General features: G+C 63.4%; 22 protein-coding genes. 11 read left to right on the forward strand and 11 right to left on the reverse strand.

Annotated features, from left to right (window positions below):
- Positions 1-75 precede the first annotated feature (75 nt).
- The 3 genes from ATN00_RS19705 to ATN00_RS19715 are packed head-to-tail and all read right to left on the reverse strand — an operon-like array spanning position 76 to position 2549.
- Positions 76-609: a Smr/MutS family protein gene (locus tag ATN00_RS19705; RefSeq protein WP_062068058.1), complete on the reverse strand. Its 534-nt coding sequence runs from the start codon at positions 607-609 to the stop codon at positions 76-78.
- 9 nt (positions 610-618) lie between these two features.
- Positions 619-1896, reverse strand: a complete 1278-nt coding sequence (gene mltA, locus ATN00_RS19710; protein WP_062068060.1) for a murein transglycosylase A — start codon at positions 1894-1896, stop codon at positions 619-621.
- Positions 1893-2549 carry a Tim44/TimA family putative adaptor protein gene (locus tag ATN00_RS19715; protein WP_062068062.1) on the reverse strand — a complete coding sequence of 219 codons (657 nt, stop codon included), beginning with the start codon at positions 2547-2549 and terminating at the stop codon, positions 1893-1895. Before ATN00_RS19715 ends, mltA begins: the two co-directional genes overlap by 4 nt.
- Positions 2550-2745: 196 nt before the next feature.
- On the opposite strand from ATN00_RS19715, the gene secB reads away from it, so the two are divergent.
- The 4 genes from secB to ATN00_RS19735 all read left to right on the forward strand — a co-directional run bounded on the left by secB (position 2746) and on the right by ATN00_RS19735 (position 6768).
- Entirely contained in the window at positions 2746-3246 is a 501-nt protein-coding gene (gene secB / locus ATN00_RS19720) for a protein-export chaperone SecB (protein ID WP_062069037.1), read from the forward strand.
- 72 nt (positions 3247-3318) lie between these two features.
- Positions 3319-4905, forward strand: a complete 1587-nt coding sequence (murJ, locus tag ATN00_RS19725) for a murein biosynthesis integral membrane protein MurJ (RefSeq protein ID WP_062068066.1) — start codon at positions 3319-3321, stop codon at positions 4903-4905.
- Positions 4906-4912: 7 nt separating this feature from the next.
- A complete protein-coding gene (gene trpS, locus ATN00_RS19730) occupies positions 4913-5917 on the forward strand; it encodes a tryptophan--tRNA ligase (protein ID WP_062068068.1) in 1005 nt (334 codons plus the stop codon).
- Between the two features lie 200 nt (positions 5918-6117).
- Positions 6118-6768 carry a DUF4136 domain-containing protein gene (locus ATN00_RS19735; protein WP_062068074.1) on the forward strand — a complete coding sequence of 217 codons (651 nt, stop codon included), beginning with the start codon at positions 6118-6120 and terminating at the stop codon, positions 6766-6768.
- Between the two features lie 89 nt (positions 6769-6857).
- Here ATN00_RS19735 and ATN00_RS19740 read toward each other — a convergent pair whose 3' ends face one another.
- The 4 genes from ATN00_RS19740 to ATN00_RS19755 are packed head-to-tail and all read right to left on the reverse strand — an operon-like array spanning position 6858 to position 12443.
- The gene (locus ATN00_RS19740) at positions 6858-8372 is read right to left on the reverse strand and encodes a Ppx/GppA family phosphatase (protein WP_062068076.1); all 1515 of its coding nucleotides are present in this window, start codon (positions 8370-8372) and stop codon (positions 6858-6860) included.
- Positions 8373-8377: 5 nt separating this feature from the next.
- Positions 8378-10519 carry an RNA degradosome polyphosphate kinase gene (locus tag ATN00_RS19745; RefSeq protein ID WP_062068078.1) on the reverse strand — a complete coding sequence of 714 codons (2142 nt, stop codon included), beginning with the start codon at positions 10517-10519 and terminating at the stop codon, positions 8378-8380.
- A 17-nt stretch (positions 10520-10536) separates the two neighbouring features.
- The gene (locus ATN00_RS19750; RefSeq protein WP_062068080.1) at positions 10537-11163 is read right to left on the reverse strand and encodes a P-loop NTPase family protein; all 627 of its coding nucleotides are present in this window, start codon (positions 11161-11163) and stop codon (positions 10537-10539) included.
- Positions 11160-12443, reverse strand: a complete 1284-nt coding sequence (locus tag ATN00_RS19755) for a hypothetical protein (protein ID WP_062069039.1) — start codon at positions 12441-12443, stop codon at positions 11160-11162. The genes ATN00_RS19750 and ATN00_RS19755 overlap by 4 nt, the downstream gene beginning before the upstream one ends.
- Before the next feature lie 90 nt (positions 12444-12533).
- Here ATN00_RS19755 and purM point away from each other — a divergent pair, with 90 nt between their 5' ends.
- The 4 genes from purM (at position 12534) to nadB (ending at position 17349) form a co-directional block, all read left to right on the forward strand.
- Positions 12534-13628 (forward strand): phosphoribosylformylglycinamidine cyclo-ligase, encoded by a 1095-nt coding sequence (gene purM, locus ATN00_RS19760; protein WP_062068082.1) that lies wholly within the window; start codon positions 12534-12536, stop codon positions 13626-13628.
- Between the two features lie 82 nt (positions 13629-13710).
- Entirely contained in the window at positions 13711-14664 is a 954-nt protein-coding gene (gene purN / locus ATN00_RS19765; RefSeq protein WP_062068083.1) for a phosphoribosylglycinamide formyltransferase, read from the forward strand.
- 42 nt (positions 14665-14706) lie between these two features.
- Entirely contained in the window at positions 14707-15636 is a 930-nt protein-coding gene (locus tag ATN00_RS19770) for an ABC transporter ATP-binding protein (RefSeq protein WP_062068085.1), read from the forward strand.
- A gap of 108 nt (positions 15637-15744) precedes the next feature.
- Positions 15745-17349 carry an L-aspartate oxidase gene (nadB, locus tag ATN00_RS19775; protein ID WP_062068087.1) on the forward strand — a complete coding sequence of 535 codons (1605 nt, stop codon included), beginning with the start codon at positions 15745-15747 and terminating at the stop codon, positions 17347-17349.
- Positions 17350-17401: 52 nt separating this feature from the next.
- Here the strand turns inward: nadB and ATN00_RS19780 are convergent, their stop codons facing one another.
- Positions 17402-18238, reverse strand: a complete 837-nt coding sequence (locus ATN00_RS19780) for an alpha/beta fold hydrolase (protein ID WP_062068089.1) — start codon at positions 18236-18238, stop codon at positions 17402-17404.
- A gap of 169 nt (positions 18239-18407) precedes the next feature.
- On the opposite strand from ATN00_RS19780, the gene ATN00_RS19785 reads away from it, so the two are divergent.
- Positions 18408-19556 carry a serine hydrolase gene (locus ATN00_RS19785; protein ID WP_062068091.1) on the forward strand — a complete coding sequence of 383 codons (1149 nt, stop codon included), beginning with the start codon at positions 18408-18410 and terminating at the stop codon, positions 19554-19556.
- Positions 19557-19598: 42 nt separating this feature from the next.
- On the opposite strand, the gene ATN00_RS19790 is transcribed toward ATN00_RS19785, so the two are convergent.
- A complete protein-coding gene (locus ATN00_RS19790) occupies positions 19599-20429 on the reverse strand; it encodes a transporter (protein WP_062068093.1) in 831 nt (276 codons plus the stop codon).
- Positions 20430-20546: 117 nt separating this feature from the next.
- Here ATN00_RS19790 and polA point away from each other — a divergent pair, with 117 nt between their 5' ends.
- Complete coding sequence (gene polA, locus ATN00_RS19795; protein ID WP_062068095.1) at positions 20547-23333, forward strand: DNA polymerase I; 2787 nt, start codon at positions 20547-20549, stop codon at positions 23331-23333.
- 75 nt (positions 23334-23408) lie between these two features.
- Here polA and ATN00_RS19800 read toward each other — a convergent pair whose 3' ends face one another.
- The gene (locus ATN00_RS19800; RefSeq protein ID WP_062068097.1) at positions 23409-23693 is read right to left on the reverse strand and encodes a TFIIB-type zinc ribbon-containing protein; all 285 of its coding nucleotides are present in this window, start codon (positions 23691-23693) and stop codon (positions 23409-23411) included.
- A gap of 4 nt (positions 23694-23697) precedes the next feature.
- Positions 23698-24390, reverse strand: coding sequence for a Bax inhibitor-1/YccA family protein (locus ATN00_RS19805; RefSeq protein ID WP_062068099.1), 693 nt, complete (start codon positions 24388-24390; stop codon positions 23698-23700).
- A 467-nt stretch (positions 24391-24857) separates the two neighbouring features.
- On the opposite strand from ATN00_RS19805, the gene cysS reads away from it, so the two are divergent.
- Entirely contained in the window at positions 24858-26372 is a 1515-nt protein-coding gene (cysS, locus tag ATN00_RS19810; protein ID WP_062068101.1) for a cysteine--tRNA ligase, read from the forward strand.
- The last annotated feature ends 202 nt before the right edge of the window (positions 26373-26574 follow it).

Raw genomic sequence — 26574 nt, forward strand, 5'->3', positions numbered from 1 at the left:
CGGAATGACCGGATGGATCATCAGGATATGAAGGACAGTGGTTAAGAAATGGTCTGCGCCAACGCAGAAAAAGCGTTATCGCGACCGACGCAGGATCACATAAAGCGCACCATCGCCGCCATGGCGCGGATGGGCGGCGCGGACGCTGGCAATGCGGTCGGCATAGCTGCCGGTTTCAAGCCAATGGCCAATCTCCCCCCGGATCGCGCCGCGCCGCGAGTGGCTGTCAAAAGCCGCGCTTTTCGGTGGTTTTCCCGTAATGACAAGCAAGATTCGCGCCCCCTGCGCCAGCCCCAGCGCGATCGCCTGGCCCAGCCGGACATGGGCCGAAGACAGCGTATGGCCATGCAGGTCGATGGTCATGTCAGGGACCAGATTGCCGCCGCGGATTCGGCGTTCCCAGCCTGAATCCAGAATGGCTGCGGGGGAGCGTGCCGGTGGCGCGACGAATGGACGCGCTGACGATGGCGTTAACCTTTTTGGCTCGACCGGCTTTATCGGAACAACCGCTGGCGCCGGCATTCGGGCAGCCGCGCGGATTGGCTTTACCGAGCGGGTCAACGCCGCCCAGAGCGCCTGCTCTTCAGGAGAAAGCGAACGCCGCGGCATGGTGGGAAATCATCGACCACTCAGCCGGGCATAGGAACCGATCGGCAACAGGACCAGCGCGCTGCCCCGCGCCGACATGCCGCCCGCAACGCTGCGCGCCTTCGCGCCCGCGCCCCAGAAGCTGTCGAATCGGTTCGCGCCCTTGATCGCGCCGCCCGTGTCCTGCGCGATCCAGATGCCATTGGGTTCCGCCCGGTCGAGCGAAAGCAGCACCGGCGCGCCCAGCGGCACATATTTGGGATCGGCCGCCACGGTCGCTTCGGGCGTCACCGCAACGCCCAGTGCGCCGACCGGCCCAGCACCGGTGAGTTCGCGGAAGAAAACAAAGCTCTTATTCTCATCCATGATCGCCGCGCCTTCGGCCGGATGCGCGCGTAGATATTGCATGATGTCCTGCATGGAACCGGCCTGGATCAGGCCACGATCCTTCATCAGCTTGCCGATGCCGGTATAATCGCGCCCGTTCTGCCCGTCATAGCCGATCCGCATGACCCCGCCATCGGGCAACAGCAAACGTCCGCTGCCCTGTACCTGGAGGAAGAAGAATTCGACCGGATCGGCCGCCCAGGCCAGTTCCAGCCCGCGCCCGGACAGCGATCCATCCACAATCTGCGAGCGTTCGTCATAGGGGATGAACTTCGTGCCGCTGACCTTGCCGCGAATGGACTTGCCCTTGAGGCTTTCGCTGAACTGGCCGAGATCGACGTCGATCAGATCATTGGGGCGGCGGTAGATTGGCACCTGATAACCCGGCTGACGCGTGCGCGATCCCGATATTTCCGGTTCATAATAGCCGGTGACGAAGGCTGTGCCCTCCCCTACCTGCACCGCTTCGAAATAGCGGGAGAAGAATTCCGAGGCGCTCGCTTCGGGCCAGCTCGATGCGGCGGCGCAGGCATTGTTCCAGTCCGATCCGCGGGTCAGGCCGCTCTGATCCGTGCGGCGCATCAACGTCGGGCAGGACAGGCGGAATGCCTGAAGGGCCGCGCGGGAGCGTTCGCCCGAGGGAATGAGGCTTGCGATGTCCGGACCACGCGTCACGCCGGCCGCGGCGGCGGTGCCCTGCTGATCGACGGGTTGCACCGGCGGCGGCGTGGCCGGCAGCGTCGGACGCGGCGTCGAGGGCACGGGTTTGGTCGCCGTTTCACCAGCGGAAGATGGCGGCCCGCTCTCCGGCGCCGGACGGCTCGGCGATGGCCCACCGGCGGAAGGCGGGATCAGGCCGCCCGCGCACGCAGACAGCATCAGCGCTGCGGTCAGCACCCCCCCCGACTGGCGCAGGCTCATGCTGCCTCGTCGGTTTCGCTGAGCTTCCAGTTGGGGTCCGCGCTACGGATATCGCGGGTGAAGGTCCAGATGTCATTGGTGCCGACCGCGTCGGTCAGCGACCCGGCGACGACATTGCCGTCCTTGTCACGGGTGACGGCGGCGATATCCGCCTCGAAACGCAGGGCCACTTCGGCGATGCCACCCTGGATCGAGGCTTCGACGATCTGCGCCTTTTCGATACGGACGAGACGGTTATCGAGAACATGCCCGTCCGCCTCGCGCGCGGTGATTGCTTCCTGGAAGGAAGCGAACACGTCGCTGTCGCACAACCATGCCAATTCATCCCGGTCGCCGCGCCAAAAGGCTTCGAGCACCATCTTATACGCGCTCTTCGCACCGTCCACGAACTGCGGAACGTCGAAATTGCGGTCGGCGGAAATCAGGGCGCGCACGCCATTTTCCGCTCCCGGTGCGAGCAAGCCGTCGGACAGGCGCACCGAATCGCCGCCCATGTCCGGCACGGGCCGGGGTTGCAGGACCGTCACCTTGGCGCGCTCTTCCGCCGGGCGCAGGGCAGGCTCCTGCTCATGCCCCGTGCGCTTTCCCAGCACGGAATAAAGCCGCAACGCCAGAAAACCGGCGATCAGGGCGAGGATGACGATTACATACACGGGGGCAAATACCCTTTTTGGCAATAATGGTTCCTGCCTACATAGGCATGTTTCGCTTCAACTTCAAATGCCGGGGACGCTCGCATCGGCCAAGCGCCGCCATTGCCCTGCCCCGCGGCCCCTGCTAAGCGCGCGGGTCAATCATTCAAATGGGGCGCGCAGCGCGTCCGGCATTCATCATCAGCGGGGACAGGACATGGCCGAAGACGCCGACATCATCGACAACAACCAGCCCAACGGCGCGGACAACGGGCCGCAGATCGCGCTCATCAGCCAATATGCCAAGGATCTGTCTTTCGAAAATCCGAACGCGCCCGCCGTCTATCAATGGCCCGACCAGCCCCAGATCGACGTGCAGTTCAACATCGGCGCCGACAAGGTGGGCGATGAGGTGGTCGAAGTGTCGCTGAAGATCGAAGTGAAGGCCGTCGCGCCGCAGGGCACCGCCTTCGCCGTCGAACTGCTCTATGCCGGGCTGTTCGGGATGCGGAACGTGCCGGAGGATCAGGCCCAGCCTTTCCTGCTGGCCGAAGCGCCGCGTCTGCTCTTCCCCTTCGCGCGCCGGGTGCTGGCCGACGCGATCCGCGACGGCGGCTTCCCGCCGCTGCTGCTCGATCCCATCGATTTCGGTGGGCTTTACCTGCAACAGGCGCAGGCCATGGCGCAGACCGCCGGCGAGCCGGCGGGCCACGCCTGAGCGGCGCGGCCTTGATCTTCCTCCCCGCTCGCCCGACACCAACGCGGAACGAGCGGGGATCAGGGTAAAGCCATGGGCCTTTTAAGAGCCACCTCCACCATCGGCGGACTGACGCTGGTGAGCCGCGTGCTGGGCATGGTGCGCGACATGCTGGTGGCGCGTTTCCTGGGCGCGGGGCTGGCGTCCGACGCCTTCCTGATCGCATGGCGGCTGCCCAATCTTTTTCGCGCGCTCTTTGCGGAAGGGGCTTTTTCCGCCGTCTTCGTGCCGATGTTCAACCGGACCATGGCGGAACATGACCGCGACGATCCGGGCAGCGGCAAGGCGGCGGCGGTCGCCTTTGCCGGGCAGGTGCTGTCCGTGCTGTTCCCGGTGCTGCTTGTCTTCACCGTCCTGATGATGGTGCTGGCCGGGCCGGTCGTCTGGGCGATGACGGGCGGCTTCCCCGATGGCGGGCCGGAAAAGTTCCAGCTGGCCGTGCGGTTGACGCAGATCACCTTTCCCTATCTGGCGCTCATCAGCATCGTGTCGCTGCTGGGCGGAATCCTCAATTCACTCGACCGTTTCTGGGTGAACGCAGCGGCGCCGGTGTTGCTGAATATCTGCATGATCGTCGCGATCCTGTTCTTCCACGGCGACACCGCCGTCGAGACGGCCTATACCCAGGCCATCGCCGTCACTGTATCAGGCGTGATGCAGTTGGCGTGGCTGATGATTTCCTGCCGGCAAGCGGGCGTCGTGCTGAAACTGGGCCTGCCGCGCCTGTCGCCGCAGGTGAGGCGGCTGCTGGCGCTGATCGGTCCCGCCGCGCTGGGTGCGGGGGCGGTGCAGTTCAACCTGCTCATTTCCACCAGCCTCGCCGCGCGCTTCCTGCCGCAAGGTGCGGTCAGCTATCTTTATTATGCGGACCGGCTCAATCAGTTGCCACTGGGGCTGATCGGCATTGGCGTGGGGACTGCGATCCTCCCGGCGCTCTCTCGTCAGATCGGGTCGGGCAATGAAGATGCGGCCAGCCATACCCAGAACCGGGCGATGGAACTGTCGCTGTTCCTCGCTCTGCCCGCCGCCGTCGCGCTCTGCATATCGGCGACGCCGCTGATCCGGGGGCTGCTCCAGCATGGGGCCTTCACCCCTGCCGACACCATCGGCGCGGCGGGAGCATTGGCGGCGTTTGCCGTGGGCGTCCCGGCCTATGTCCTCATCAAGGTGCTGACGCCCGGCTTCTATGCGCGGCAGGATACGAAGACGCCGGTGCGCGTCGCGGTCTTTTCCATGCTGTTCAACCTCGTCGGCAATCTGACGCTGATCTGGCCCTTTGGCCATGTGGGCGTGGCGATCTCCACCGCGATTGCGGCCTGGGTCAATGTCATCGCGCTCTATTGGCTGCTGCACCGGCGCGACCAGTTGCGGATGGACGCGCGCTTTCGGGCGAAGGCCGTGCGGATCATCGCGGCGAGCACGCTGATGGGCGTGGCGCTATGGTTCATGAACCCGCTTTTCGACCCCTATATGGCGAAGGGCCTGATGGAGCGCATCGTCGCGCTTGGCCTGTTGTGCGGCATCGGCGGTCTGGTCTATGGGGCGGCGTCCCTGATCTTCAGGGCCTACACCCTATCCGAACTGCGCGCGGCCCTGCGCCGTCCGCCCAAAGCGAGCTAAAAATATCATGCGCGTCCTTTCCGGCATCCAGCCCACCGGCAATCTGCACCTTGGCAACTACCTCGGCGCGATCCGCAACTGGGTGCGGATGCAGGATGAGATGGACAGCGAAAGCCAGTGCTTCTTCTTCCTCGCCGACATGCATTCGATCACCATCCATGAAGGCCGCGAGCAGCGCATCCGCAATGTCCGCGACATGGCCGCCGCGCTGGTGGCGGCGGGGATCGACCCGGATCGCTCGGTCCTCTTCAATCAGGCGCGGGTGCCCGCCCATGCGGAGCTGTGCTGGTTGCTCAATGGCACCGCCCGCATCGGCTGGCTCAATCGCATGACCCAGTTCAAGGACAAGGCAGGCAAGGACCGCGAGGGCGCTTCGGTCGGCCTGTTCGTCTATCCGGTGCTGCAGGCCGCCGACATCCTCGTCTACAACGCGACCCATGTGCCGGTGGGTGAGGACCAGAAGCAGCATCTGGAACTGTCGCGCGACATCGCGGCCAAGTTCAACACCGATTTCGGCGTAGAGCTGTTCACCCTGCCCGATCCGATCATTCCCCGGGAATCGGCGCGCATCATGTCCCTGCGCGATGGCACGGCGAAGATGTCCAAATCCGATCCCAGCGACATGAGCCGCATCAACCTGACCGATGACGACGACGCCATCATGCAAAAGGTGAAGAAGGCCAAGACCGACCCCGAACCGTTGCCGGAAACGGCGGAGGGACTGGCTGGGCGGCCGGAGGCGAACAATCTGGTCGGCATCTACGCGACGCTTTCGAACCGGACGGCGGATTCGGTATGCGCGGAATTCGCGGGCAAGGGATTCGGCGCGTTCAAGCCAGCGCTGGGCGAATTGCTGGTCGAAACGCTGCGCCCGATTCGGGAACGCTTCCTGGAGTTGCGGACCGACGATGCGGCGCTGGACGCCATCCTTGAAAAAGGAGCGGCCAGGGCTTCGGCGGCGGCGGAACCGACGCTGCGCGCGGCATATGACGCCATGGGATTGATGCGGTAAAGATCTGGCGGGCGACATCACGCTGCCATTTCGCAAGCCATGACGGAACAAAGCCGCCGGCGGCGTCTTGGCAATGACAGAGCATGGTTTTGCGCCCGTTCGCCCCGCTCGCGCGTTCAAACGATGTTCAGTTGCGTTTTGCTATGGCAGGGCGCAAGACTATTGGCAGGCCATGACGGCCTGATACAGGACGCAGGAAAATGATCCGTTTCAAGAAGATCGGCATGATTGCGGCGCCAGCGCTGGCGCTTGTGGCGCTTTCGGGTTGCGCTACATCGTTCAAGGCGGATGTCGCCCGTTTTCAGCAGCTCCCCGCCCCCGCCGGGCAAAGCTTCACCATCGTCGCCGACGATCCCCGCCTCGCGGGCGGACTGGAATTTGGCCATTATGCCGATCTGGTCGGCCAGCGCCTCAGCCAGACCGGCTATGTGCAGGCCAGCGATCCGGCGCGCGCGGACCTGATCGTCCGGGTCGCCTATGATGTCGATAATGGCCGTGAGCGGGTGCGTTCGACCGGCTTTGCGCCCGATCCCTTCTATGGCGGATGGGGCTGGCGCGGGCGCTGGACACGGCCATGGGGCTATGGCTTCTACGATCCCTGGCTGTTCGGCCCCGGCGGCGGCGGCTATAGCGACGTGACGAGCTATACCGTCTATACCAGCGATCTCATCATGAAGATCGACCGCGCGGCCGATAATCGCCGCCTGTTCGAAGGGAAGGCCAGCGCGCAGTCACTCTCGAACAAACTCACCTATCTGGTGCCCAACCTGATCGACGCGATGTTCACCGGCTTCCCCGGCCAGAGCGGCGAGAATGTGAAGATCACCCTGCCGCCCGAAAAGAAGGGCTGAAGGCAGTCATATAAGGGCGGCTCCCAGCCAAGGCCCGTTTGGCCCGGCGATCGCTTGATCGCCGGGTTTTCTTTTGGCCCCATCCTCTTTCAGGGCGTCAGGCGATGCCGCATGCCCATCGCCTGCGCGAGCTGGCGAAGCCGCTTTTCGACCGCCTCGCCTAGCAGGTCCCGATCCTCGTCGCGCAGCATCAGCTCCAGCACGTCGCCCTCCCGATCCAGTCGGGACGCAGCCAAAGGCCCTTCCATGCCGCCCGACAGCCGCTGTCCCAGACGGATTGCAAGGCCCCACAGCGTGGCGCGTTTGAGCATATCGGGCGAAGCCAGGCGATCCAGTCCGCCCGGAGCCTGAGCCCCCCCGCCGAAATTGCTGTAAAGCGCCTGCGCCAGCATGGCCCGTTCGGGCGCGGTGATGCCCACCCAATTGCTGTGCATGGCGATTTCCACGCCCCGTTCCGCCCGGAAATCCGGATTGGCTCGCCAGCCGACATCGGCCAGCAGGCAAGCGGCGCGGCGAATCCGGCGCGCGGCGGCATCATCGTCACGGAATAGCGGCGCGATCCAGCGTTCGATCATGTCGCCATGACCGCGAAAGCGCGCCTGCGCCTCCCCTTCCGCTTCCGCCGCGACCAGCAGCGGATCATGCGCGCGCAACTGGGCGGGCAGATCCTCGAACAGCAATCCTTCACGCAGGCCATAGGCCGATACGACCAGCCTGCCCGCTTTCAACTGGCGCACGACGACCGACAGCAACGCCGTCGCATTCGGCAGGGTCGGCACGCGCGATCCGGTGATCGCCGGAATGTCCTTCAGCCGCGACTTGCCGACATGGGATACGATGCGGGTCAGCTGCTCGGCCCGTTCCGCCGGCATTTCATATTGATGGACCACCGGCAAAGGGAATTGCGTCGTCTGCATGTCGAACCGCGCCAGGGCGCGCCATGATCCTCCCACCATGTAAAAGGGCAGGCCCGGCTCGCGTCGCCAGCCCGCCTTGTCCAGCATCTTCGCCAGCAGCCGCTCCAACACCTTTGGCCCTTTGGCGCGAATCTGCGGCAGGCGCAGCACGCCCAGCGGCAGCGACACGGTCTGATGCACCGCCCCGTCACGCACCCGCGCCAGTTCCAGGCTGCCGCCGCCCAGATCGCCGACAATGCCGTCCGCGTCAGGAATGCCCGACAGCACGCCATGGGCCGCGCCGATCGCTTCCTGCGCGCCGGACAGCAATTCCACGTCCAGGCCCAGCGCCTGCGTGCGGGCGATGAACTCCGGGCCGTTGGTCGCATCGCGCACCGCCGCCGTCGCCACGCAGCGAATATCGGCCACCCGCATTTCACGGCACAGATGGGCAAAGCGGGCCACCGCCCGCAGCCCACGTTCCATGGCTTCCGATTCGATCCGCCCGGTCTTGCCCAGTGACGCGCCCAGCCCCGCCATCACCTTTTCGTTGAACAGGGTGAAGGGGATACGGCGCGGCCCGTCATAGACGACCAGACGCACGCTGTTGGACCCAATATCGATGATGGCCGTCCGCGCGGTGGCGGCCTGGGGAGAGGTCGCCATGGTCTGGGCAACCTCCCTCACGCGGCTCAGCATGGAATTCATGCGCGTCAGCCCGCCCGCGCGCGCAGGCGCAGCGTCGGTACTGCTCCGCTATCCAGCGACGCGCCGCGTCCGGACAGCGATGGATTGGTCATGAAATAGCGGTGCAGGTTGAACGGGCGGTCGCCCGGTTCGACCCGCTGATAATGGCCGTCGCTCGCCAATTCCCAGCTTTGTTCCGTGTCGATCAGATTGGCGACCATCACCTGGTCGAGTATCTGGTCATGCACGGTCGGATTCTCGATCGGTGCAAGGAACTCCACGCGCCGGTCGAAATTGCGCGGCATCCAGTCCGCCGAGCTGATGAACAGCTTCGCGCCATTATTGGGCAGCGCCTTGCCGTTGCCGAACACCGTGATGCGGCTATGCTCCAGAAAGCGGCCCACCACCGACTTGACGCGGATATTCTCCGACATGCCCGGAACGCCGGGACGTAGGCAGCATATGCCCCGCACGATCAGGTCGATCTCGACTCCCGCATTGCTGGCGGCGTAGAGTTTTTCGATGATCGCCGGGTCGACCAGCGAGTTCATCTTGGCCCAGATCGTGCCGGGCCGCCCGGCGCGCACATGGCCGATTTCCGCCTCGATCAGCTCGCACAGGCGATTGCGAAGGTCGCGCGGCGACATGACCAGCTTTTCCAGCGCCTGCGGCTCCACATAGCCGGTAATGTAGTTGAACAGCGCGGCGGCGTCGCGCCCATAGGCCGGATCGGCGGTGAAAAAGCTCAAATCCGTGTAGATGCGCGCCGTCACGGGATGATAATTGCCTGTGCCGAAATGGCAGTAGGTGCGGAACTGCTCGCCCTCGCGCCGAACCACCATCGACACCTTGGCATGGGTCTTCCAGTCGATGAAGCCATAGACCACCTGCACGCCCGCGCGTTCCAGCGCGTCGGCCCACATCAGGTTCTGCTCCTCGTCGAAACGCGCTTTCAGCTCGACCACCGCCGTCACCGACTTGCCCGCCTCCGCCGCATCGATCAGCGCGCGGATGATCGCGGACTGCTTGCCCGCACGATAAAGCGTCTGCTTGATCGCCACGACATCGGGGTCGGAGGCCGCTTGTTTCAGGAACGAAACGACCACATCGAACGCTTCATAGGGGTGATGGACCAGAATATCCTTCGCCCGAATCGCCGCAAAGCAATCCCCGCCATATTCTCTGATTCGCTCTGGGAATCGCGGCGCATAAGGCTCGAACTTCAGGTCCGGCCGATCCTCATCCACAATGTTCGACAGGTCGCCGATCCCGACGAACCCCTCAACCTCAGCGACGATCGCCTCATGCCCCTGGAGCATGTCCTGCAACATCTCTTCCACGGGTTCGGGGATGCGCTCCTCGATCTCCATGCGGATCACGCGGCCCCGACGGCGGCGCTTGATGGCGCTGCGGAAATAGCGGACCAGATCCTCCGCCTCTTCCTCGATCTCGATGTCGCTATCGCGGATGATGCGAAACACGCCGCTGTTGCGGACACGGTATCCGGGGAAGAGGTCTGCCGAAAAGCGACGGATCACCGCTTCGAGCGCCATGAAGCGCGCCGACTCTCCCGGCATGCGAACGAAGCGGGCGAGCGAGGAAGGGATCATCACCAGTTCGCGGATCGGCTGCTTATCCGACAGGCGTTCCAGATCGAACACGATCGACAGCCCCTGATTGGGAATGAAGGGAAAGGGATGCGCCGGGTCCAGCGCCTGCGGCGTCAGGATCGGGAAGATCTGCGTCAGGAAATGCTCGCGCAGCCATGCCTGCGCCCGCGGGTCGATCTCGCTGGAGGGGCCGATCACTTCTATCCCGACCTGGGCCAGCTCCCCATGCAGCGCGCCCCACACTTTCTGCTGCGCCGCCATCAGCCGCACCGTTTCATCGGTAATCGCCGCCAGTTGCTGCGCCGGGGTCAGCCCGTCGGCGGAACGCATGTCCACATCCTGCAACTGCTGACCCTTCAGCCCCGCGACCCGCACGCTGAAAAACTCATCCAGATTCGCACCCGAAATCGACAGAAAACGCAGCCGCTCCAGCAGGGGATGCGCCCGGTTCATCGCTTCTTCCAGCACCCGCTGATTAAAGCCCAGCCAGCTCAGCTCCCGGTTGAAATAGCGTTCGCCCGGCACTGTCAGGCTGGCGGAGGGATCAGCTTCGGCCACAAATGTCTCGCATGGGATCAGTGGGAAGGGTCGGATGGAAGTATAGGCAGAAAACCGGCTCCTTGCAGAGCCTCTTTCGCCATTGCGACGGAAATCTTACGCCCGGATGACAATGACGCCTCGTTCAACAGCCGCGTCACCCCCGCAATTCCCGCATAGCTGCGCTCCACCCTCCGCAGCAGCCAGTCGGGCAGATCTGCGGCATAGCTGGCCCCCACCGTCGCCAGCCCACGTTCGATCAAGGCGCGTGCCAGCGCTTCATCCGGCTCCGCGATGGCGACATGCGGTGCGGCGGCAAGACGGGACCGCAGGTCCGGCAGCGCCACCGTCCATTGCGCGGGGGATGCCTGACCGATCATCAGCAAGGGCCGTCGCTGCGTTTGCGCCTCGTTCCATGCGTGGAACAGCTTATGCTCGTCCTGTCCCTGCGCGTCGTCGATCAACGTACCGCCGCTCATGCGGGCGAACTGCTGCCCGAGTATCGAGCGCCCTGACAAAGGCGGCCCGGTCAGCACGCTAACCGACAGGGGCCAGTCGCGCCAGCTTTCCAGGTGACGAACCGCAATGCGATTGGCGTCGCTGACCAGGAAATCCTCGCCCTTCCCCTGGCCCACCCAATCGAATGGCAGGCTGATCTGACTCATGGGGCGTTGGCGGTTCCGGCAGGCGTCGCTGCACGGCGGATACGGATCGTCGTGCCGGAAACCGCCGCCGTATAACCCCGCGCCTGCAGGGCCGCTCGCAATGCGTCAACGCCCCCCACGAAGTTCACCTGCATCACCGAAGTTCCGCCCAGCGCCAGGCTGCTGGTGGACGCGGACCGCACGCCGGCAATGGTACGCATCAACGATTCGCCCTGCGCCACCGATCCCACGTCGGGCGTGTCGAATTGCACCGCAAAGGTGGTCATGCCGCTCTCCACAGGGACATCCAGCGCCTCGATCGGCAAGTCCGCGGCATTTTCAATGGCCAGCGCTTCAGGATCGACCGGCTCCTCAATGATGAGCGAGGGGTCGGGCCGCAAGCGGCCGTCATTCAGCGCCGTGGTATAAAGCGCGTCGATCCGCCGCGCCGCTTCGTCCATCATCTTCGGGATCGCGCTGTCATTGGAGGCGCGCAAAGAGAAGCTGCCGATCAGGCTGTCATCCGGGCCATAGCGCGCGGTGAAGGTGCCCAGCACCGGTCCGCCCGGCCATTGCCGTTCCAGCCGCGCAATGGGGATCACCACATCCGCCGCGCCATATTGATCCAGCAGCACACGCCACCACAAGCGCCCGCGCCGCCCGATCTGCCCGGCGTTAAGCAGGATGGGGTCCGCCACCGATCCGGCGACGCGCACATAGTCGATGGCGCTTTCCCCCGTGCGGTAGCGCGCCCATGCTTCCTGCCAGGGGTTGATCCGCTCATAGGACACGGCCGATCCGCCGTCCCACAACACCGGAATCACCAACAGAGGCGGCGATCGCATCACATGGCCGCTGACCCCCAGCAATTGCCCGGTCCGCGCGCGGTCGAACAAAATGCCCAGAGTCGCGACATAGCGTGTCGGACCGATCTGCTCATATTCGATCTCGATACCGGAAATCATGCCTTCAAGCTGCGAATCGGGCAGCGCCGGCGCACCCGCACCTCCATGGGTGCGCGCCCAGAGCATCTTCCACGCTTGCCGCTCCGCCAGCCGCCAGCCCGCCTTGCGGGCGCTGTCGGCATCCTTGGCGACGACATCCACTTTGACGTCGCGCACTTCGAAATCGCCGCCGCTGGCAATGGGCGGGACGCCGCGTTCCCCCTCCATCTGCGCGAAAAGCACCGCTGCGGCGAGGCCGAGCGCGATGGCGACCACAATCTGGGTCGGGCGCGACAGGAGCGAAAGCAGACGCTGCGGCGATAACGTCAAACGACGAAGGGCAATGTTGAGGCTCACGCGCGCCCTTTTGGCGAGATTTGCCCGATATGCCAAGCGGCAACCCATTTCCCGTTCCGTTTTCCCGCGCTTTGTTCTAGTCGCGCGGATATGAGCGACAACGAATCCTATAGCTACGCCAAGGCTGGCGTCGACATTGCAGCTGGCAATGCGCTGGTCCGCGCCATCGCCCCGTTGGCCAAGTCCACCCGTCGGCCCGGCGCCAATGCGGAACTGGGCGGCTTCGGCGGCTTCTTCGACCTCAAAGCGGCAGGCTATGACGACCCCTTGCTGGTCGCGGCCAATGATGGCGTCGGCACCAAGCTGAAGCTCGCCATCGACTATGACCGCCATGACGGCGTCGGCATCGACCTGGTCGCCATGTGTGCCAACGACTTGATCGTACAGGGCGCGGAGCCGCTGTTCTTCCTGGATTACTATGCGACAGGCAAGCTGGAGAGCGGCATCGCCGAGCGCGTAATCGCGGGCATCGCGGAAGGCTGCCGCCAGGCAGGCTGCGCGCTGATCGGCGGAGAGACGGCGGAGATGCCAGGCATGTATGCCGATGGCGACTATGATCTCGCCGGATTCTGCGTCGGCGCGGTGGAACGCACCCAAGCGCTCACCGGCAACAAAGTGAAAGCTGGCGATGTGCTGCTGGGCCTCGCTTCGTCGGGCGTGCATTCGAACGGCTATTCGCTGGTCCGGCGCCTCGCCGCCGACAAGGGCTGGAAGCTGAACCGCCCTGCTCTGTTCGACAACGAGGTTCTGCTGATCGACGCGCTGATGGCGCCAACGCGCATCTATGTGAAGCCACTCCTGCCGCTGGTTCGCGAAGGCAGGATCAACGCCCTCGCCCACATCACCGGCGGCGGCCTGCTGGAGAACATCCCCCGCGTGCTGCCCATAGGCACACACGCAGTCGTCGATGCCGACGCGTGGGAACAACCGCGCCTGATGGCCTTCCTCCAGGCGCAGGGCCATATCGAGCCGGGCGAAATGGCGCGCACCTTCAACTGCGGCGTCGGCATGGTGCTGGCCGTGGATGAAGGCGAAGCCGCCGCCGTCATCGCCGCGCTGGAAGGCGCAGGCGAAACGGTCTTCCGCATCGGCGTGATCGAAGCGGGCGACAAGGGCTGCACGGTCAAGGGTTCGGTGGAAACATGGAGCGCCAAGGCCGATTGGAAAGCCACGCATCTAGGATAGCCCCCCGCTCGTGTCGAGCGAAGTCCAGACACGACAGCGCGAACGGTTCTCGACTTCGCCCGAACCGAACGGAGTTTGGTAGATGACCAAGGCAAAAGTCGCAGTCCTCATTTCCGGTCGCGGCTCCAATATGGCGGCGCTGCTTTATGCGGCGAAGAACCCGACATGCCCCTATGAGATCGCGCTGGTCGCCTCCAACAACCCGGACGCGCCCGGTCTGGCGCTGGCGGCGGCCGAAGGCGTTCCTACCTTCGCCCACAGCCACAAGGGGATGAAGCGCGCCGAGTTCGACAGCCTCATCGACCTTGAACTCCGCAAAGCCGGGGCCGAATATGTCGCACTGGCAGGCTATATGCGCCTGCTCTCACCCGAATTCGTGGCACGCTGGGAAGGCCGGATGCTGAACGTCCACCCCAGCCTGCTACCCAGATATAAAGGCCTCGACACGCACCAGCGCGCCATAGATGCTGGCGATAGCCACGGCGGCTGCTCAATCCATATCGTCACCGCCGATCTCGACGATGGCCCGGTGCTGGCCCAGATCGAAGTTGCGATCCTGTCCGGCGACACGGCGGACAGCCTCGCCGCCCGCACCCTCTTCGCCGAGCATCAGCTTTATCCTCATGTCCTCGCTGAATTCGTGACACGCGAACGCTCGCCCGACTGGCTGCTCGATCAGGTCCGCCAGCGCGCCCTCGCCCTGCCCCAATCGGACGAAGGGCTGTCGCATGGAATGTCCAGCTTCGGTATCGAGAAGGGCAAGAAATTCGCCTATTTCACGCAGGATCATCATGGCATCGGCATCATTGCACTCTTGGTCAAGACCAGTGCGCCGGAAGAACAGGCGATGCTGATCGACAGCGATCCCGACCTCTATTACCGCCCCGCCTATCTAGGGCCGGCGGGTTGGATCGGCATCCGCCTCGACCTTGGTCAGGTGGACTGGGATCTGGTGGAAGATCGTCTCCAGAGAAGCTGGCGCACCGTCGCGCCAAGGAAGCTCACCGCCTTGCTGGACGTCGCCGATCAGTTCTGAACCCCTTTGCGCCGGGCCGGTTGGTCCCCCATATGGAGCGCCATGACCGACATCTCTTCCCAGGCCGCCATCGAGATCACCAACCTCACCAAGGTCTATGCGGGCGGCAAGCGCGCGCTGGATGATATCTCCCTCACCATCCCGCGCGGGCAGATATATGGCTTGTTGGGGCCAAATGGCGCGGGCAAGTCGACCACGATCAACATCCTGGCGGGGCTCGTCAACAAGACCAGCGGAAGCGCAAGCATCTGGGGCTTCGACATCGACCAGAACCCCCGCAACGCCAAGAACAGCATCGGTATCGTGCCCCAGGAGATCGTCTTCGATCCCTTCTTCACGCCCTTTGAGACGCTGGAAAATCAGGCGGGCTATTATGGCGTGCCCAAGGACCGCCGCCGCTCGATGGAGCTGTTGCGCGCCGTTCGTCTGGACGACAAGGCGAACGCCTATGCCCGCACTTTGTCGGGCGGCATGAAACGTCGCCTACTGGTGGCGAAGGCCATGGTCCATTCCCCGCCCATCCTCGTGCTGGACGAACCCACAGCAGGCGTGGACGTGCAATTGCGCCAGCAGCTTTGGGCCTATGTGCGCGAACTCAACGCGCAAGGCGTGACCATCGTCCTTACCACGCACTATCTGGAAGAAGCCGAAGAACTATGCGACCGCATCGGCATCATCAACCATGGCCGCCTCATCACTGACAAGCCGACCCGCGAACTTATCGCCATGGCGCAGGAAAAAGTGGTGCAGGTGACGGTGGATCGCGACATCGCCATCGCGCCCGACGCGCCCTGTTTCGAGAAGGTCGAACTGTCGGGCGACCGCACCCTGACGATCACCTATATGAAAGATCGCGCCAATGCCGGACAGGTGCTTTCCGCCGTGCAGGCGAGCGGCCTTGCCATCGTGGATGTGGTAACGCGCGATCCCGATCTGGAGGATGTGTTCCTCAACCTGACGGCGGCAGCGTGACTATCTGAAACGCCCCTTCGTCCTGCGCTTGTCGAATGACTATACTTCCCTTCATAAGGCAGGACTTGAAACAATACCCGCCGAACGGCCAGAAAAGTCAGAGAGCAGATGCCCACAACCACCCATGACGTCGTCATTATAGGCTCCGGCGCTGCAGGGCTCACCGCCGCGATCAACCTAGCGCAGGACCGCAAGGTCGTGGTGTTGGCCAAGGGAGCTCTCGACGGCGGCTCCACCAACTGGGCGCAAGGCGGCATCGCGGCGGTGCTCGACGCAGGCGACAGTTTCGACGCGCATGTGGAAGACACGATGATAGCGGGCGCGGGTCTCAACAATCGCGAGACGGTCGAATTCGTCGTGTCCGAAGCGCCCGTCGCGATCGAGCGGCTCGCGAAGCTCGGCGTTCCCTTCAACGGCGGGGAGGAATTTGGTGAACGCTGGCACCTGACGCGAGAGGGCGGGCACAGTCACCGCCGCATCGTCCATGTCGACGACGCGACGGGACATGCCGTGCAGGTGGCGCTGCTCAAGGCTGCCCGCGCCAACCCGAACATCACCCTGATCGAGGATTTGATCGCCATCGACCTCATCACCTCTCGCCATGGCGAGAAATATTCGGGCGACGGCCATGTCTGGGGCGTTTACGCCCTCAACAAGAAAACCGGCCATGTCGACGCCCTGCTGGGAAAGGCGACCATCCTCGCTACCGGCGGCGCGGGCCGTACCTATCTGTTCTCCACCGCTCCACGCGGCGCGACAGGCGATGGCATCGCCATGGCTTGGCGCGCGGGCTGCCGTGTATCCAACATGGAGATGAATCAGTTTCATCCGACCTGCCTCTACAATCTGGAGGTCAAGAACTTCCTCATCACCGAAGCCGTGCGTGGCGAGGGCGGACATCTCAAGCTCCCGCCCGGCGTCCCCGGCGGCGGCGAGCGGTTTATGCCCCGCTTCGATCCGCGCGCCGAACTTGCGCCGCGCGATATCGTCGCCCGCGCCATCGACCATGAAATCAAGCGGCTCGGCCTCGACTATGTCCATCTCGACATCAGTCACAAGCCGCCGGAATTCGTGAAGCATCACTTCCCGACCATCCATGCGCGACTGCTGGACCTCGATATCGACATTACGAAGGAGCCGATCCCCGTCGTTCCGGCCCAGCATTATACCTGCGGCGGCGTCATCATAGATCTGGACGGTCGCACCGATCTGCCCGGTCTCTATGCCGCAGGCGAAGTCACCGAAAGCGGGCTGCATGGCGCCAATCGCCTTGCCTCGAACTCGCTGCTCGAATGTTTCGTTTTTGGCGAAGCGGCAGCGAAGCATATCCGCACTCATTGGGATGATTTTCCATCCCCGCCTTCCATCCGCCCATGGGACGAAAGCCGCGTCACCAATGGCGACGAGGAAGTCATCGTCCAGCACAACTGGAAGGAAATCCGCCGGTTCATGTGGGATTATGTCGGCATCGTCCGGACAACGAAACGGCTGGAACGCGCCCAGCACCGCGTCACCCTGCTCGCGCAGGAGGTGGACGAATATTATGGCAATTTTCGCGTGACGCCCGACCTCATCGAACTACGCAACCTGCTGGAAGTCGCGCGGCTCGTCGTCCGCTCCGCGCTGCATCGCAAGGAAAGCCGGGGTCTGCATTATACGCTCGATTATCCCGACATGCTGCCGCAGGCCGTCGATACCGTGCTGACGCCGTAAGAAAACCGGCGGCGATACTCACGCAGCTTCCCTGGCCTAGACCAAGCCCAGGTCAGCGCGTCAGAAAATTGCGAAGCGTGGTCTGAAAGCGTGCCGGCTGATCCGCCATCACCAAATGACCGCTCGGCCCGATCGGCACCAGCCGCGCATCCTTCTTAAGCGCATAAGCAGCGCGAAAGCGCGCACTGATTTCCCTGGCCTGCTCCCCGTCGCTACCCACGGCATAGACCACCTCCAGCGGTTTAGCCAAACGCGGCAATTGCGGACCAAGGTCGACATTGGCCAGATCGCGCAGCGCATTGGCGATGACATCCGGGTCGCTGCCCTTCGCACCGGGCGCCTGCGCCACGATCTGCGCCAGATAAGCCCGCCCAGCCTTGGTTCCCGTGAAATATTGTCCCAGTTGATCGGCAAGATAGCCCACGCCCCCGGCCGTCCCGCCGACCATCGCAGCCCCGGCGGGCAACATGTCGACCACCATGATCCGCCCGCTGATTCCCTTCAACCCCTGCATCATCGCCAGCGTGCCGCCCATGCTGTGCCCCACCACTGCAGGCCGGACCAGCCCACAGGTTCGCACATAACGCGCGATCTCGTCCGCCAGCGGCTGAAGCAGCGGCCCACTGGCGTTGGCATCCGCCGCCAGCCCGGCAAAGCCACGCACATGGATCAGATGCCAGCGAAAACCCGGCACCGCACTTACCAAGCCGTTCCAGATGTCCGGGCCGCTCGCCAGACCGGGTATCAACAGTACGTCGCGCCCGCTGCCGCGCACGGTGACGGCGATACGCCGCGACGCGAATGCGGCCGCCTTCGCCGGGCCACTCCATGCCGCCCATCCAGCCAGCAGCGCGCCGCTACCCAACAACCATGTTCGCCTGTCCATCATATGCCTTTTTCTATCGCGACGCCGACCTGAACCGCAACTGAGCGGCTGGATGAGACGGTTCCCATGTTCAGACTCCTTACATCGCGAATGTGGAATCATTCGTCGCATGAATCTTGCGGCCTATGGGAAAGAGAGTGCCTAAACGATGCTCTGGAGAGCGGGGACGTTCATGAATTCGAAGGATAAAGGGCCGGGTGGGCGGCCTGAAGGCGGTATCATTTCCGCGAAGCTGATTCTGTTAGTTGCGGCATTGTCTGCCTGTGTAAGCGCGCCACAGCCGCCCGCCGCGCAGGCCCGCGCCGCCAAGCCACGGCCCACCACGGCAACCTTTCCCATCAAACAGGTCGCCAATCCTCCGCGCCCTTATCAGGATGTCGATCAACGCGAAGCGCCTTCCCCCGCGCTCGTCAGCGTCATCCGCAATTTGGGGCAGAGCTTCAATGGCCATGTCGGCATCGCCGTCCGCCGCGTGGGGGCGGACTGGACCGTCGCCTTTAATGGTAATCAGCTCTTTCCACAGCAGAGCGTGTCGAAACTCTGGGTGTCAATGGCCTTTCTCGACGCGGTCGACCGGGGCAAGCTGCGTCTGTCCGACACCACCACGATCACGCGCAAGGACTTAACCCTTTTCCACCAGCCCAGCGCCGCCATGGTTGGCAACACCGGCTGGACGACCACTTACAGCAACCTCATGAACCGCGCGATGACGCAGAGTGACAATACCTGCAACGACGCGCTGCTGCGCGCGGTCGGTGGACCTGACGCAGTGCGCGGCTTCCTCGCCCGGCGGTTCATCAGCAATATTCGCTTCGGCCCGGGAGAGCGGCTGTTGCAATCGGCGACGGCAGGTCTCGACTGGCGGCAGGATTATTCGATCGGTCGTAATTTCTACGCCGCGCGCGCCAAGCTGCCCCCATCGGTCCGCAAGAAGGCGCTCGACAATTACCTAGCCAATCCACCGGATGGCGCGGCGCCTGCGTCCGTCGTGCAGGCACTGGCAAAGCTTAAACAAGGGGACATGCTGTCGCCCTCCTCCACCAGCGCGCTACTCTCCATCATGGGCGAGGCCAAGACAGGTCCGCAACGGATCAAGGGCGGTGTCCCGCCGGGCTGGCATTATCTGCACAAGACCGGGACGGGGCAGGATCTGGCGCCGCGTTCTACCGGCTACAACGATATCGGCATCATGACAGCGCCAGACGGCACCAGCTATGCCGTCGCCGTGATGATCGGCAGTACCACCGAGCCTATTCCCGTCCGCTGGCAGTTAATGCAGGCCGTGGCAAAAGCCGTCGCCGCCAATCACGAGAAGCGATGATGTCCGCCGAGCCCGCCCTTCGCACAGGTGGGTTCGGCCTTCTCAGAAGCGTCGCGATATACCAAGATAGACCTCACTATCGAGACTGTCGTGGTTCAGGCCGACATTGGTTCCGATATCGACCTGCATATTGCCTGACGGCTGCCACGCCAGCGACAGGCCCGACAATGCCTCCGTCGCATGACCAGTCGGATCATTGTCGCGCAGCATGGAAATCTCGAACATGGCCGACACCGTTTGGCTGAGATCGAAACCCACCCCCAGCACCCCGCCATAGGCCAGATGCCGCCCGTCCCGATCCTCATCGACCGCAGCGTCCATCTCGCCCATCGCTTCGAGCGACAGACCGCTTCCCAGATCGAAGGACAAAGGGAGCAACGCCCCCGCACCCCAATCGTCCGCGCCTATGGCCGATCCTCCGCTGGGCAACGTCACATAGGGCATGACCGCCGCCGAAAAACCCGAGCCATCCGGATTTCGCAGATTCTGCCGGATCGCCAGCGTCACGTCCCCGACGCCACTATCCTTGCTCACGACGCCCGTGATGCGATCCTTTTCCCGCACATGGCCAAAGGCTGTCCAGCCGATCTGCGCTTCAGTGCTGCCGGTCACGCCCACCCGCACCAGCACCTCGCCCAGCTCCACGCTGTCGGTCCGGGTCGCAGCATCCTTCTCCCGCGCCCAGTCGCCTAGTCCCAGTTCCAGTTGCACGCGGCCCGGATTCATGGTGCAGGCCGGCGTCCCGATGCCCGGCCGGTCGGCGCAGAAATCCCGTTGTTCCGCCGCCTGCGCCTGCGCCTGCGCGCCAATTCCTGCGGCAGCCACCACCAGCAAGGCCGCCAATCCAACGCACGATCCGCTGAAACCCTTCATGCATCCCCCTTTTTGTGAAAGGCGTATATGGAAACAAAAGGGAAATAAACGGCATGATGGCTGGTTCCCCGCCGTCCGGCACTGGAGAGCGAAGGCATAACCCGCTATCTCCGCTCCATGTCTCAGAATCATCTCTATCTGGTGGACGGCAGCGGCTATATCTTCCGCGCCTATCACCAGCTTCCGCCGCTCACCAACCAACATGGCCAGCCGGTGGGCGCGGTCTATGGCTATACGACGATGCTCTGGAAGCTGGCGACGGAGCTGGGCAATACGGACGGCCCCACGCATCTGGCCGTGGTGCTGGACAAGGGCAGCCACACTTTCCGCAACGACATGTATGACCAGTATAAGGCGAACCGCCCGCCTGCGCCGGAAGATCTGGTTCCCCAGTTCCCAATGATCCGCGATGCGACCCGCGCCTTCTCCCTCCCCTGCATCGAAGAAGCGGGTTTCGAAGCCGACGATATCATCGCAACATATACAAAGGCCGCCATCGCGCAGGGCTGGAAAGTCACCATCGTCAGTTCCGACAAGGATTTGATGCAGCTCATCCAGCCCGACGTCGACATGTATGACACCATGAAGAACGAAAGGCGCGGCGCGGACTATGTGATGGGCAAGTTCGGCGTCCAGCCCGAGCAGCTGGGCGATGTCCTTGCGCTGATGGGTGACAGCGTCGACAATGTTCCGGGCGTGCCGGGCATCGGTCCCAAGACGGCGGCGAAGCTCATCACCGAATATGGCTCACTTGAAGCCGCGCTCAAAGCCGCGCCGTCGATGAAAAAATCGAAGATGCAGGAAAACCTCATCGCCCATGCCGATATGGCGCGCCTATCGCGCAAGCTGGTGGCGCTGCACGACAGCATGGACCTGCCGGAACCGCTGGAGGATCTGACGCTCAAGGGTATCCCGCCTGAACCCTTGCAGGCATTCCTGTCCCACCACGGCTTCAAATCGCTGCTGGCCCGCCTTGGTGCGCCCGCTGCAGCGGTGGCGGTCGCGGCCACCTCTGCTGCCGTCAGCGAAAGCACGCCACCGCTCGCTCCTCAAGCGGAGGAAGAACCGCCCATTGACCGTAGCCTCTACGAAACCGTGGTGACGGAAGAAGCACTCGAACGCTGGATCGCTGAAGCCCATGCGGAAGGCGTTGTGGCGGTCGACACCGAAACCGACATGCTCGACTGCGTGTCCTGCGCTCTGGTGGGCGTGAGCCTCGCCATCGGCCCCAGCAAAGCCTGCTACATCCCGGTCGGCCACGGCGGGAAGGACATGTTCGCCGAACGTCCCGAACAGTTGCCGCTTGCCCTTGTCCTTGCCAAGATCAAGCCTCTGCTGGAGGACGATAGCGTCCTTAAGGTCGGCCAAAACCTCAAATATGACATCACCATCCTGCGCCGCCACGGCATTGAGATCGCGCCCTATGACGACACCATCGTCATGAGCTTTGACCTCGACGCAGGGCAGAGCCTCGCCGGGCATGGCATGGACGAGGCAGCCAAGACCCACCTCAACCACAGTTGCATCAGCTTCAAGGATGTGGCGGGAACGGGCAAGAAGCAGATCAGCTTCGCCGAAGTACCGCTCGACAGGGCAACCGAATATGCCGCCGAGGATGCCGACGTCACGCTGCGCCTGTGGAAACTGTTCAAGGCGCGCATCGCGAACGAAGGCGCGACCCGCATCTACGAACTGGTCGACCGCCCGCTCGTCCCGGTCATCGCGAAGATGGAGCATGAAGGGATCAAGGTGGACCGCGAGGCGCTGTCCCGCCTGTCCGCCGAGTTCACCGCTGGCATCGCGGCGCTGGAAACGGAAATCCACGCGCTCGCCGGCCAGCCCTTCGCCATCGGTTCGACGCAGCAGCTGGGCGCGATCCTGTTCGACAAGCTGGGCTATAAGGGTGGGCGCAAGGGCAAGTCCGGCGCCTATTCCACCGACGCCAACATTCTCGAACAATTGAAGGCCCAGGGCGCGGAGATCGCGGGCAAGGTGCTCGACTGGCGTCAGCTCTCCAAGCTAAAATCCACCTATACCGATGCGCTGCAAGCCCAGATCAACAAGGATTCAGCCCGCGTCCACACCAGCTATTCGCTCTCGGGCGCGCAGACGGGCCGTCTGTCGTCCACCGATCCGAACCTGCAAAATATCCCCATCCGCACCGAAGTCGGCCGCCAGATACGCCATGCCTTCGTCGCGGAACCGGGCAATGTCATCCTCGCGGCGGACTACAGCCAGATCGAACTGCGCCTCGCCGCGCACATGGCGGACGTGCCGGCGCTCAAGCAAGCCTTCGCAGATGGCGAGGACATCCACGCCGCCACGGCGGAACAGCTTTTTGGGGAGGTAAACCGCGACACCCGCGCCCGCGCCAAAACGATCAACTTCGCGATCCTGTATGGCATTTCCCGCTGGGGCCTGGCTGCACGGCTGGAGATCACGGCGGACGAGGCGCAGGACATGATCTCCCGCTATTATGAGCGCTTCCCCGGCATCAACATCTACATCAACGAGACGATAGAGAAGGCACGCGAGCGCGGCTACACCGAAACCCTCTTCGGCCGGAAGACATGGTTCCCCCGCATCCGGGCATCCATCCAGCATGAACGGCAGGGCGCGGAGCGGGCCGCAATCAACGCCCCGATCCAGGGCACCAGCGCCGACATCATCAAGCGCGCCATGGCCCGCATGGGCCCGGCGCTGGCCGCCGAGGGACTGGATCAGGTAAGGATGCTGCTACAGGTCCATGACGAACTGGTGTTTGAATTGCCGCAAAGCGATGTGGAGCGCGCCAGCCCCGTCATCCGCCGCGTCATGGAAGGCGCAGCCGAACCTCTGGTGAAGCTCTCCGTCCCGCTGGGCGTCGAAATCGGCCACGGCCCTAGCTGGGGCGCAGCGCACTAAGCGGCGGCCAGTCGTCGCTGGCATGGCGAAGCATGCCGCAAAAAGAAAAGGCCGGTCATCACGACCGGCCTTTCCTCAATCGAACAGCTCTTCCAGAAAGCTCTTCTTTCGCTTTTTCTGATAATATCGCCCATCGTCCCGATAGTCGCGGTCGGGCCGGTAGCTGGGCTGGCTCACCGCGGCGGCTGGCATGGCTTCCCGCGCCGACCGCTCGATTATCTTATCCAGTTCGCCCCGGTCCAGCCAAACGCCTCGGCATTGCGGACAATAGTCGACTTCCACCCCCTGCCGGTCCGTCATCGCCAATCCGACATGACAGACCGGGCAGAGCATGGCCGATACGGCCTGTGCGTCACGCATCCGCTTATTCCCGCTCGCCGGTCAGATTGAGCAGCATCTGGAACAGGTTGACGAAGTTCAGATAGAGCGACAGTGCGCCCATCACCTGCATCTTTTCCGCCATTTCATGACCGGCATAGGTGAAATATTCCGACTTGATGCGCTGTGTGTCCCAGGCGGTCAGGCCAGTGAAAATCACCACGCCCAGGATCGAAACCACCATCGCCATCGCCGAAGAACCGATGAACAGGTTGATGAGGCTGGCGACGATGATGCCGATCAGGCCCATGATGAGGAACGATCCCATTTTCGTGAGGTCACGCTGCGTCGTATAACCCCACAGCGCCATGGCGAGAAACATCACCGACGCGGAGAAAAAGGCCTGGGCGATGCTCCCGCCTGTAAAGATCAGGAAAATGCTGGCCAGCGATACGCCCATCACCGCCGAAAAGGCGTAGAAGGCCATGCGTGCGCCAGCAGTCGTCATTTTCTCGATGCGGAAGCTGAAAAAGAACACAAAGGCCAGCGGCGCGAAGATCGCCACCCATTTGAGCGGCGTACCAAAAATAGCGGCGGCCAATGCGGGTGTGTTGCCGACAAATGCAGCCACGAGGCCGGTGATAACCAGACCAATGCCCATGTTGCGAAAAACGCCCAGCATATGCGCGCGCAAGCCGGCATCGACCTGCACCGTCTGGCTGGCATCATAGCCCGGCATGCGAACGGGATTATTCACGGCGTTAAAACTCCATCCTTCCAAAACACACAGGATCGAGCGGCCCAGCGCGGTCTTCGGTGGAATGAAGGGGGCAACAATCCCCCGAACCTGCACCGAGCACACTCGATGCGGTCCGACATCACGGCTGGAATTGTCCAACCGCCAGAGGGGCCCGGCCCGCAACGGCAATATCGGAAGTCAAACGGCCCAGCGCAAGGGATCGGTGCATCAGCAATACTTTGTTACAATCGACAGTGCGGCCCCATGCGGTTCATTAAAAAAACTGGCCGTCATTTTCCTTCAGGCGAGGATGAAGAGGATGCAACATTGTGCCCACATTCTGCGCGACATTCAGGCGAAACGCGCCTGCGTATAAGACCCCCCGGAGCAATCTTCCGCCAACGGCCACCGCCGCCATCCCTTCTCCCCGTTGACGCCCGGCGCTTCTGGCCGCATGGCTCCTCGCCATGTCCGAAGACCAGCATATCGCCGCACCGCTGCGCCTGTTCAACAGCGTCACCCGTTCGACCGAGTCCTTCGCGCCGATCGAACAGGGCCATGTACGCGTCTATAGCTGTGGTCCGACCGTCTATAATTACGCCCATCTCGGCAATCTGCGCGCCTATGTTTTCACCGACACGCTGCGCCGCACTCTGTTATGGAAAGGGCTGGCCGTCACCCACATCATCAATATCACCGATGTCGGCCACCTCACCTCCGACGCCGACGCGGGCGACGACAAGATGGAGGCTGCCGCCCGTGCCCAGGCCAAGAGCATCTGGGACATAGCGGCGCACTATACAGACGCCTTCAAATCCAATGTTGCCGCGCTCAATATCATCGCGCCGAGCGAATGGACTGTCGCGACCGATTATGTCCCGCAGATGATCGCGTTCGCAGAAAAAATCGCGCCGCATCATTGCTACGAACTGGAAACCGGCCTTTATTTCGACAGCGGCACCGTGCCCGACTATGGCGCGCTGGCGGGCGGTCGCGATGACGCCGCTCATGCCCGCATCGATCCGGTCGCGGGCAAGCGCAACGCATCCGACTTCGCCATCTGGCGCAAGTCTCCGCCAGGCGAGCAGCGGCAGATGGAATGGGATTCCCCCTGGGGCAAGGGCGCACCCGGCTGGCACCTTGAATGTTCGGTGATGAGCCAGGCGCGGCTTGGCCACCCCTTCGACATCCATACCGGCGGCATCGACCATCGCGAAATCCACCATCCCAATGAAATCGCTCAGAACCAGGCGTTCCACGCAGCGTGCTGCGGCGAACCGGACGCGGCGACGGCGGGCTTCACGGGCGCGCGCTGGTGGATGCACAACAACTTTCTCGTCGACCGCCAAGGCAAGATGAGCAAGTCGAAGGGCGGCTTTACCACGCTCTTCTCCCTGATCGACGCCGGCATACACCCGCTCGCCTATCGCCTGCTCTGCCTCGGCGCGCATTACCGCAGCGAACTGGAGTTCAGCGCGGAAGGGGTGGGCGCAGCTCTCACGCGCTTGAAACGGCTCGTCATGGGCGTGGAGGCCCTGAAAGCCAGGGCCGAAGGCGTGACATGGCAATCGCCGCGCCTCGACTTCCTGCGCGCCAACCTTCACCCCAAGTTGGCGCCATTGCTCGAACAATTCGACGCCGCGATCAGCGACGACCTGATGACGCCACGCGCGCTCCCGCTGCTGGAGGAAGCCATTGCGCTCAAGAAAGTGCCCGTCGATGAAAAGCTCTGCCTGATCGCAGCCTTCGATTTCGCGCTCGGCCTCAATCTGCTCACGCTCAACCGCGCCGATCTACGCCTCCAGTCGAAGGACGCGCAAATCACGCCGGAGGAGATCGAAGCCGAACTCGATCGCCGCCAGAGCGCCCGCGCCAGCAAGGATTTCGCCCTCTCCGACGAAATTCGCGATGCGCTCGCCGCACGCGGGGTGGAGGTGATGGATGGTGATCCCCTGCGGTGGGATTGGCGCCTCTCTCTATAAACATTATTTATCAAATGTTTACTTGATTCGATATGCGACGAGCCGTTTCCGCCCACCGTCGATCCGACTGGACAGAAATGAGCAAAAGTATAACTTTCTCTGCATGTTCCAACAGTGGTTGACGATCATGGCCGCCTTGAGCGGTGCGGCGATAACGCCTGCCGTTGCCGCGCCCCAGTCTGCGGCCGAGGGTACGCCCACA

Source organism: Sphingobium baderi (genome assembly GCF_001456115.1).
Lineage (GTDB): Bacteria > Pseudomonadota > Alphaproteobacteria > Sphingomonadales > Sphingomonadaceae > Sphingobium > Sphingobium baderi_A.

Bases quoted from the DNA above. Each gene is read 5' to 3' on its own strand.
- ATN00_RS19705 (WP_062068058.1), bottom strand. From the start codon at position 609: ATGCCGCGGCGTTCGCTTTCTCCTGAAGAGCAGGCGCTCTGGGCGGCG.
- mltA (WP_062068060.1), bottom strand. From the start codon at position 1,896: ATGAGCCTGCGCCAGTCGGGGGGGGTGCTGACCGCAGCGCTGATGCTG.
- secB (WP_062069037.1), top strand. From the start codon at position 2,746: ATGGCCGAAGACGCCGACATCATCGACAACAACCAGCCCAACGGCGCG.
- murJ (WP_062068066.1), top strand. From the start codon at position 3,319: ATGGGCCTTTTAAGAGCCACCTCCACCATCGGCGGACTGACGCTGGTG.
- trpS (WP_062068068.1), top strand. From the start codon at position 4,913: ATGCGCGTCCTTTCCGGCATCCAGCCCACCGGCAATCTGCACCTTGGC.
- ATN00_RS19735 (WP_062068074.1), top strand. From the start codon at position 6,118: ATGATCCGTTTCAAGAAGATCGGCATGATTGCGGCGCCAGCGCTGGCG.
- ATN00_RS19740 (WP_062068076.1), bottom strand. From the start codon at position 8,372: ATGAATTCCATGCTGAGCCGCGTGAGGGAGGTTGCCCAGACCATGGCG.
- ATN00_RS19750 (WP_062068080.1), bottom strand. From the start codon at position 11,163: ATGAGTCAGATCAGCCTGCCATTCGATTGGGTGGGCCAGGGGAAGGGC.
- purM (WP_062068082.1), top strand. From the start codon at position 12,534: ATGAGCGACAACGAATCCTATAGCTACGCCAAGGCTGGCGTCGACATT.
- purN (WP_062068083.1), top strand. From the start codon at position 13,711: ATGACCAAGGCAAAAGTCGCAGTCCTCATTTCCGGTCGCGGCTCCAAT.
- ATN00_RS19770 (WP_062068085.1), top strand. From the start codon at position 14,707: ATGACCGACATCTCTTCCCAGGCCGCCATCGAGATCACCAACCTCACC.
- nadB (WP_062068087.1), top strand. From the start codon at position 15,745: ATGCCCACAACCACCCATGACGTCGTCATTATAGGCTCCGGCGCTGCA.
- ATN00_RS19780 (WP_062068089.1), bottom strand. From the start codon at position 18,238: ATGATGGACAGGCGAACATGGTTGTTGGGTAGCGGCGCGCTGCTGGCT.
- ATN00_RS19785 (WP_062068091.1), top strand. From the start codon at position 18,408: ATGAATTCGAAGGATAAAGGGCCGGGTGGGCGGCCTGAAGGCGGTATC.
- ATN00_RS19790 (WP_062068093.1), bottom strand. From the start codon at position 20,429: ATGAAGGGTTTCAGCGGATCGTGCGTTGGATTGGCGGCCTTGCTGGTG.
- polA (WP_062068095.1), top strand. From the start codon at position 20,547: ATGTCTCAGAATCATCTCTATCTGGTGGACGGCAGCGGCTATATCTTC.
- ATN00_RS19800 (WP_062068097.1), bottom strand. From the start codon at position 23,693: ATGCGTGACGCACAGGCCGTATCGGCCATGCTCTGCCCGGTCTGTCAT.
- ATN00_RS19805 (WP_062068099.1), bottom strand. From the start codon at position 24,390: ATGCCGGGCTATGATGCCAGCCAGACGGTGCAGGTCGATGCCGGCTTG.
- cysS (WP_062068101.1), top strand. From the start codon at position 24,858: ATGTCCGAAGACCAGCATATCGCCGCACCGCTGCGCCTGTTCAACAGC.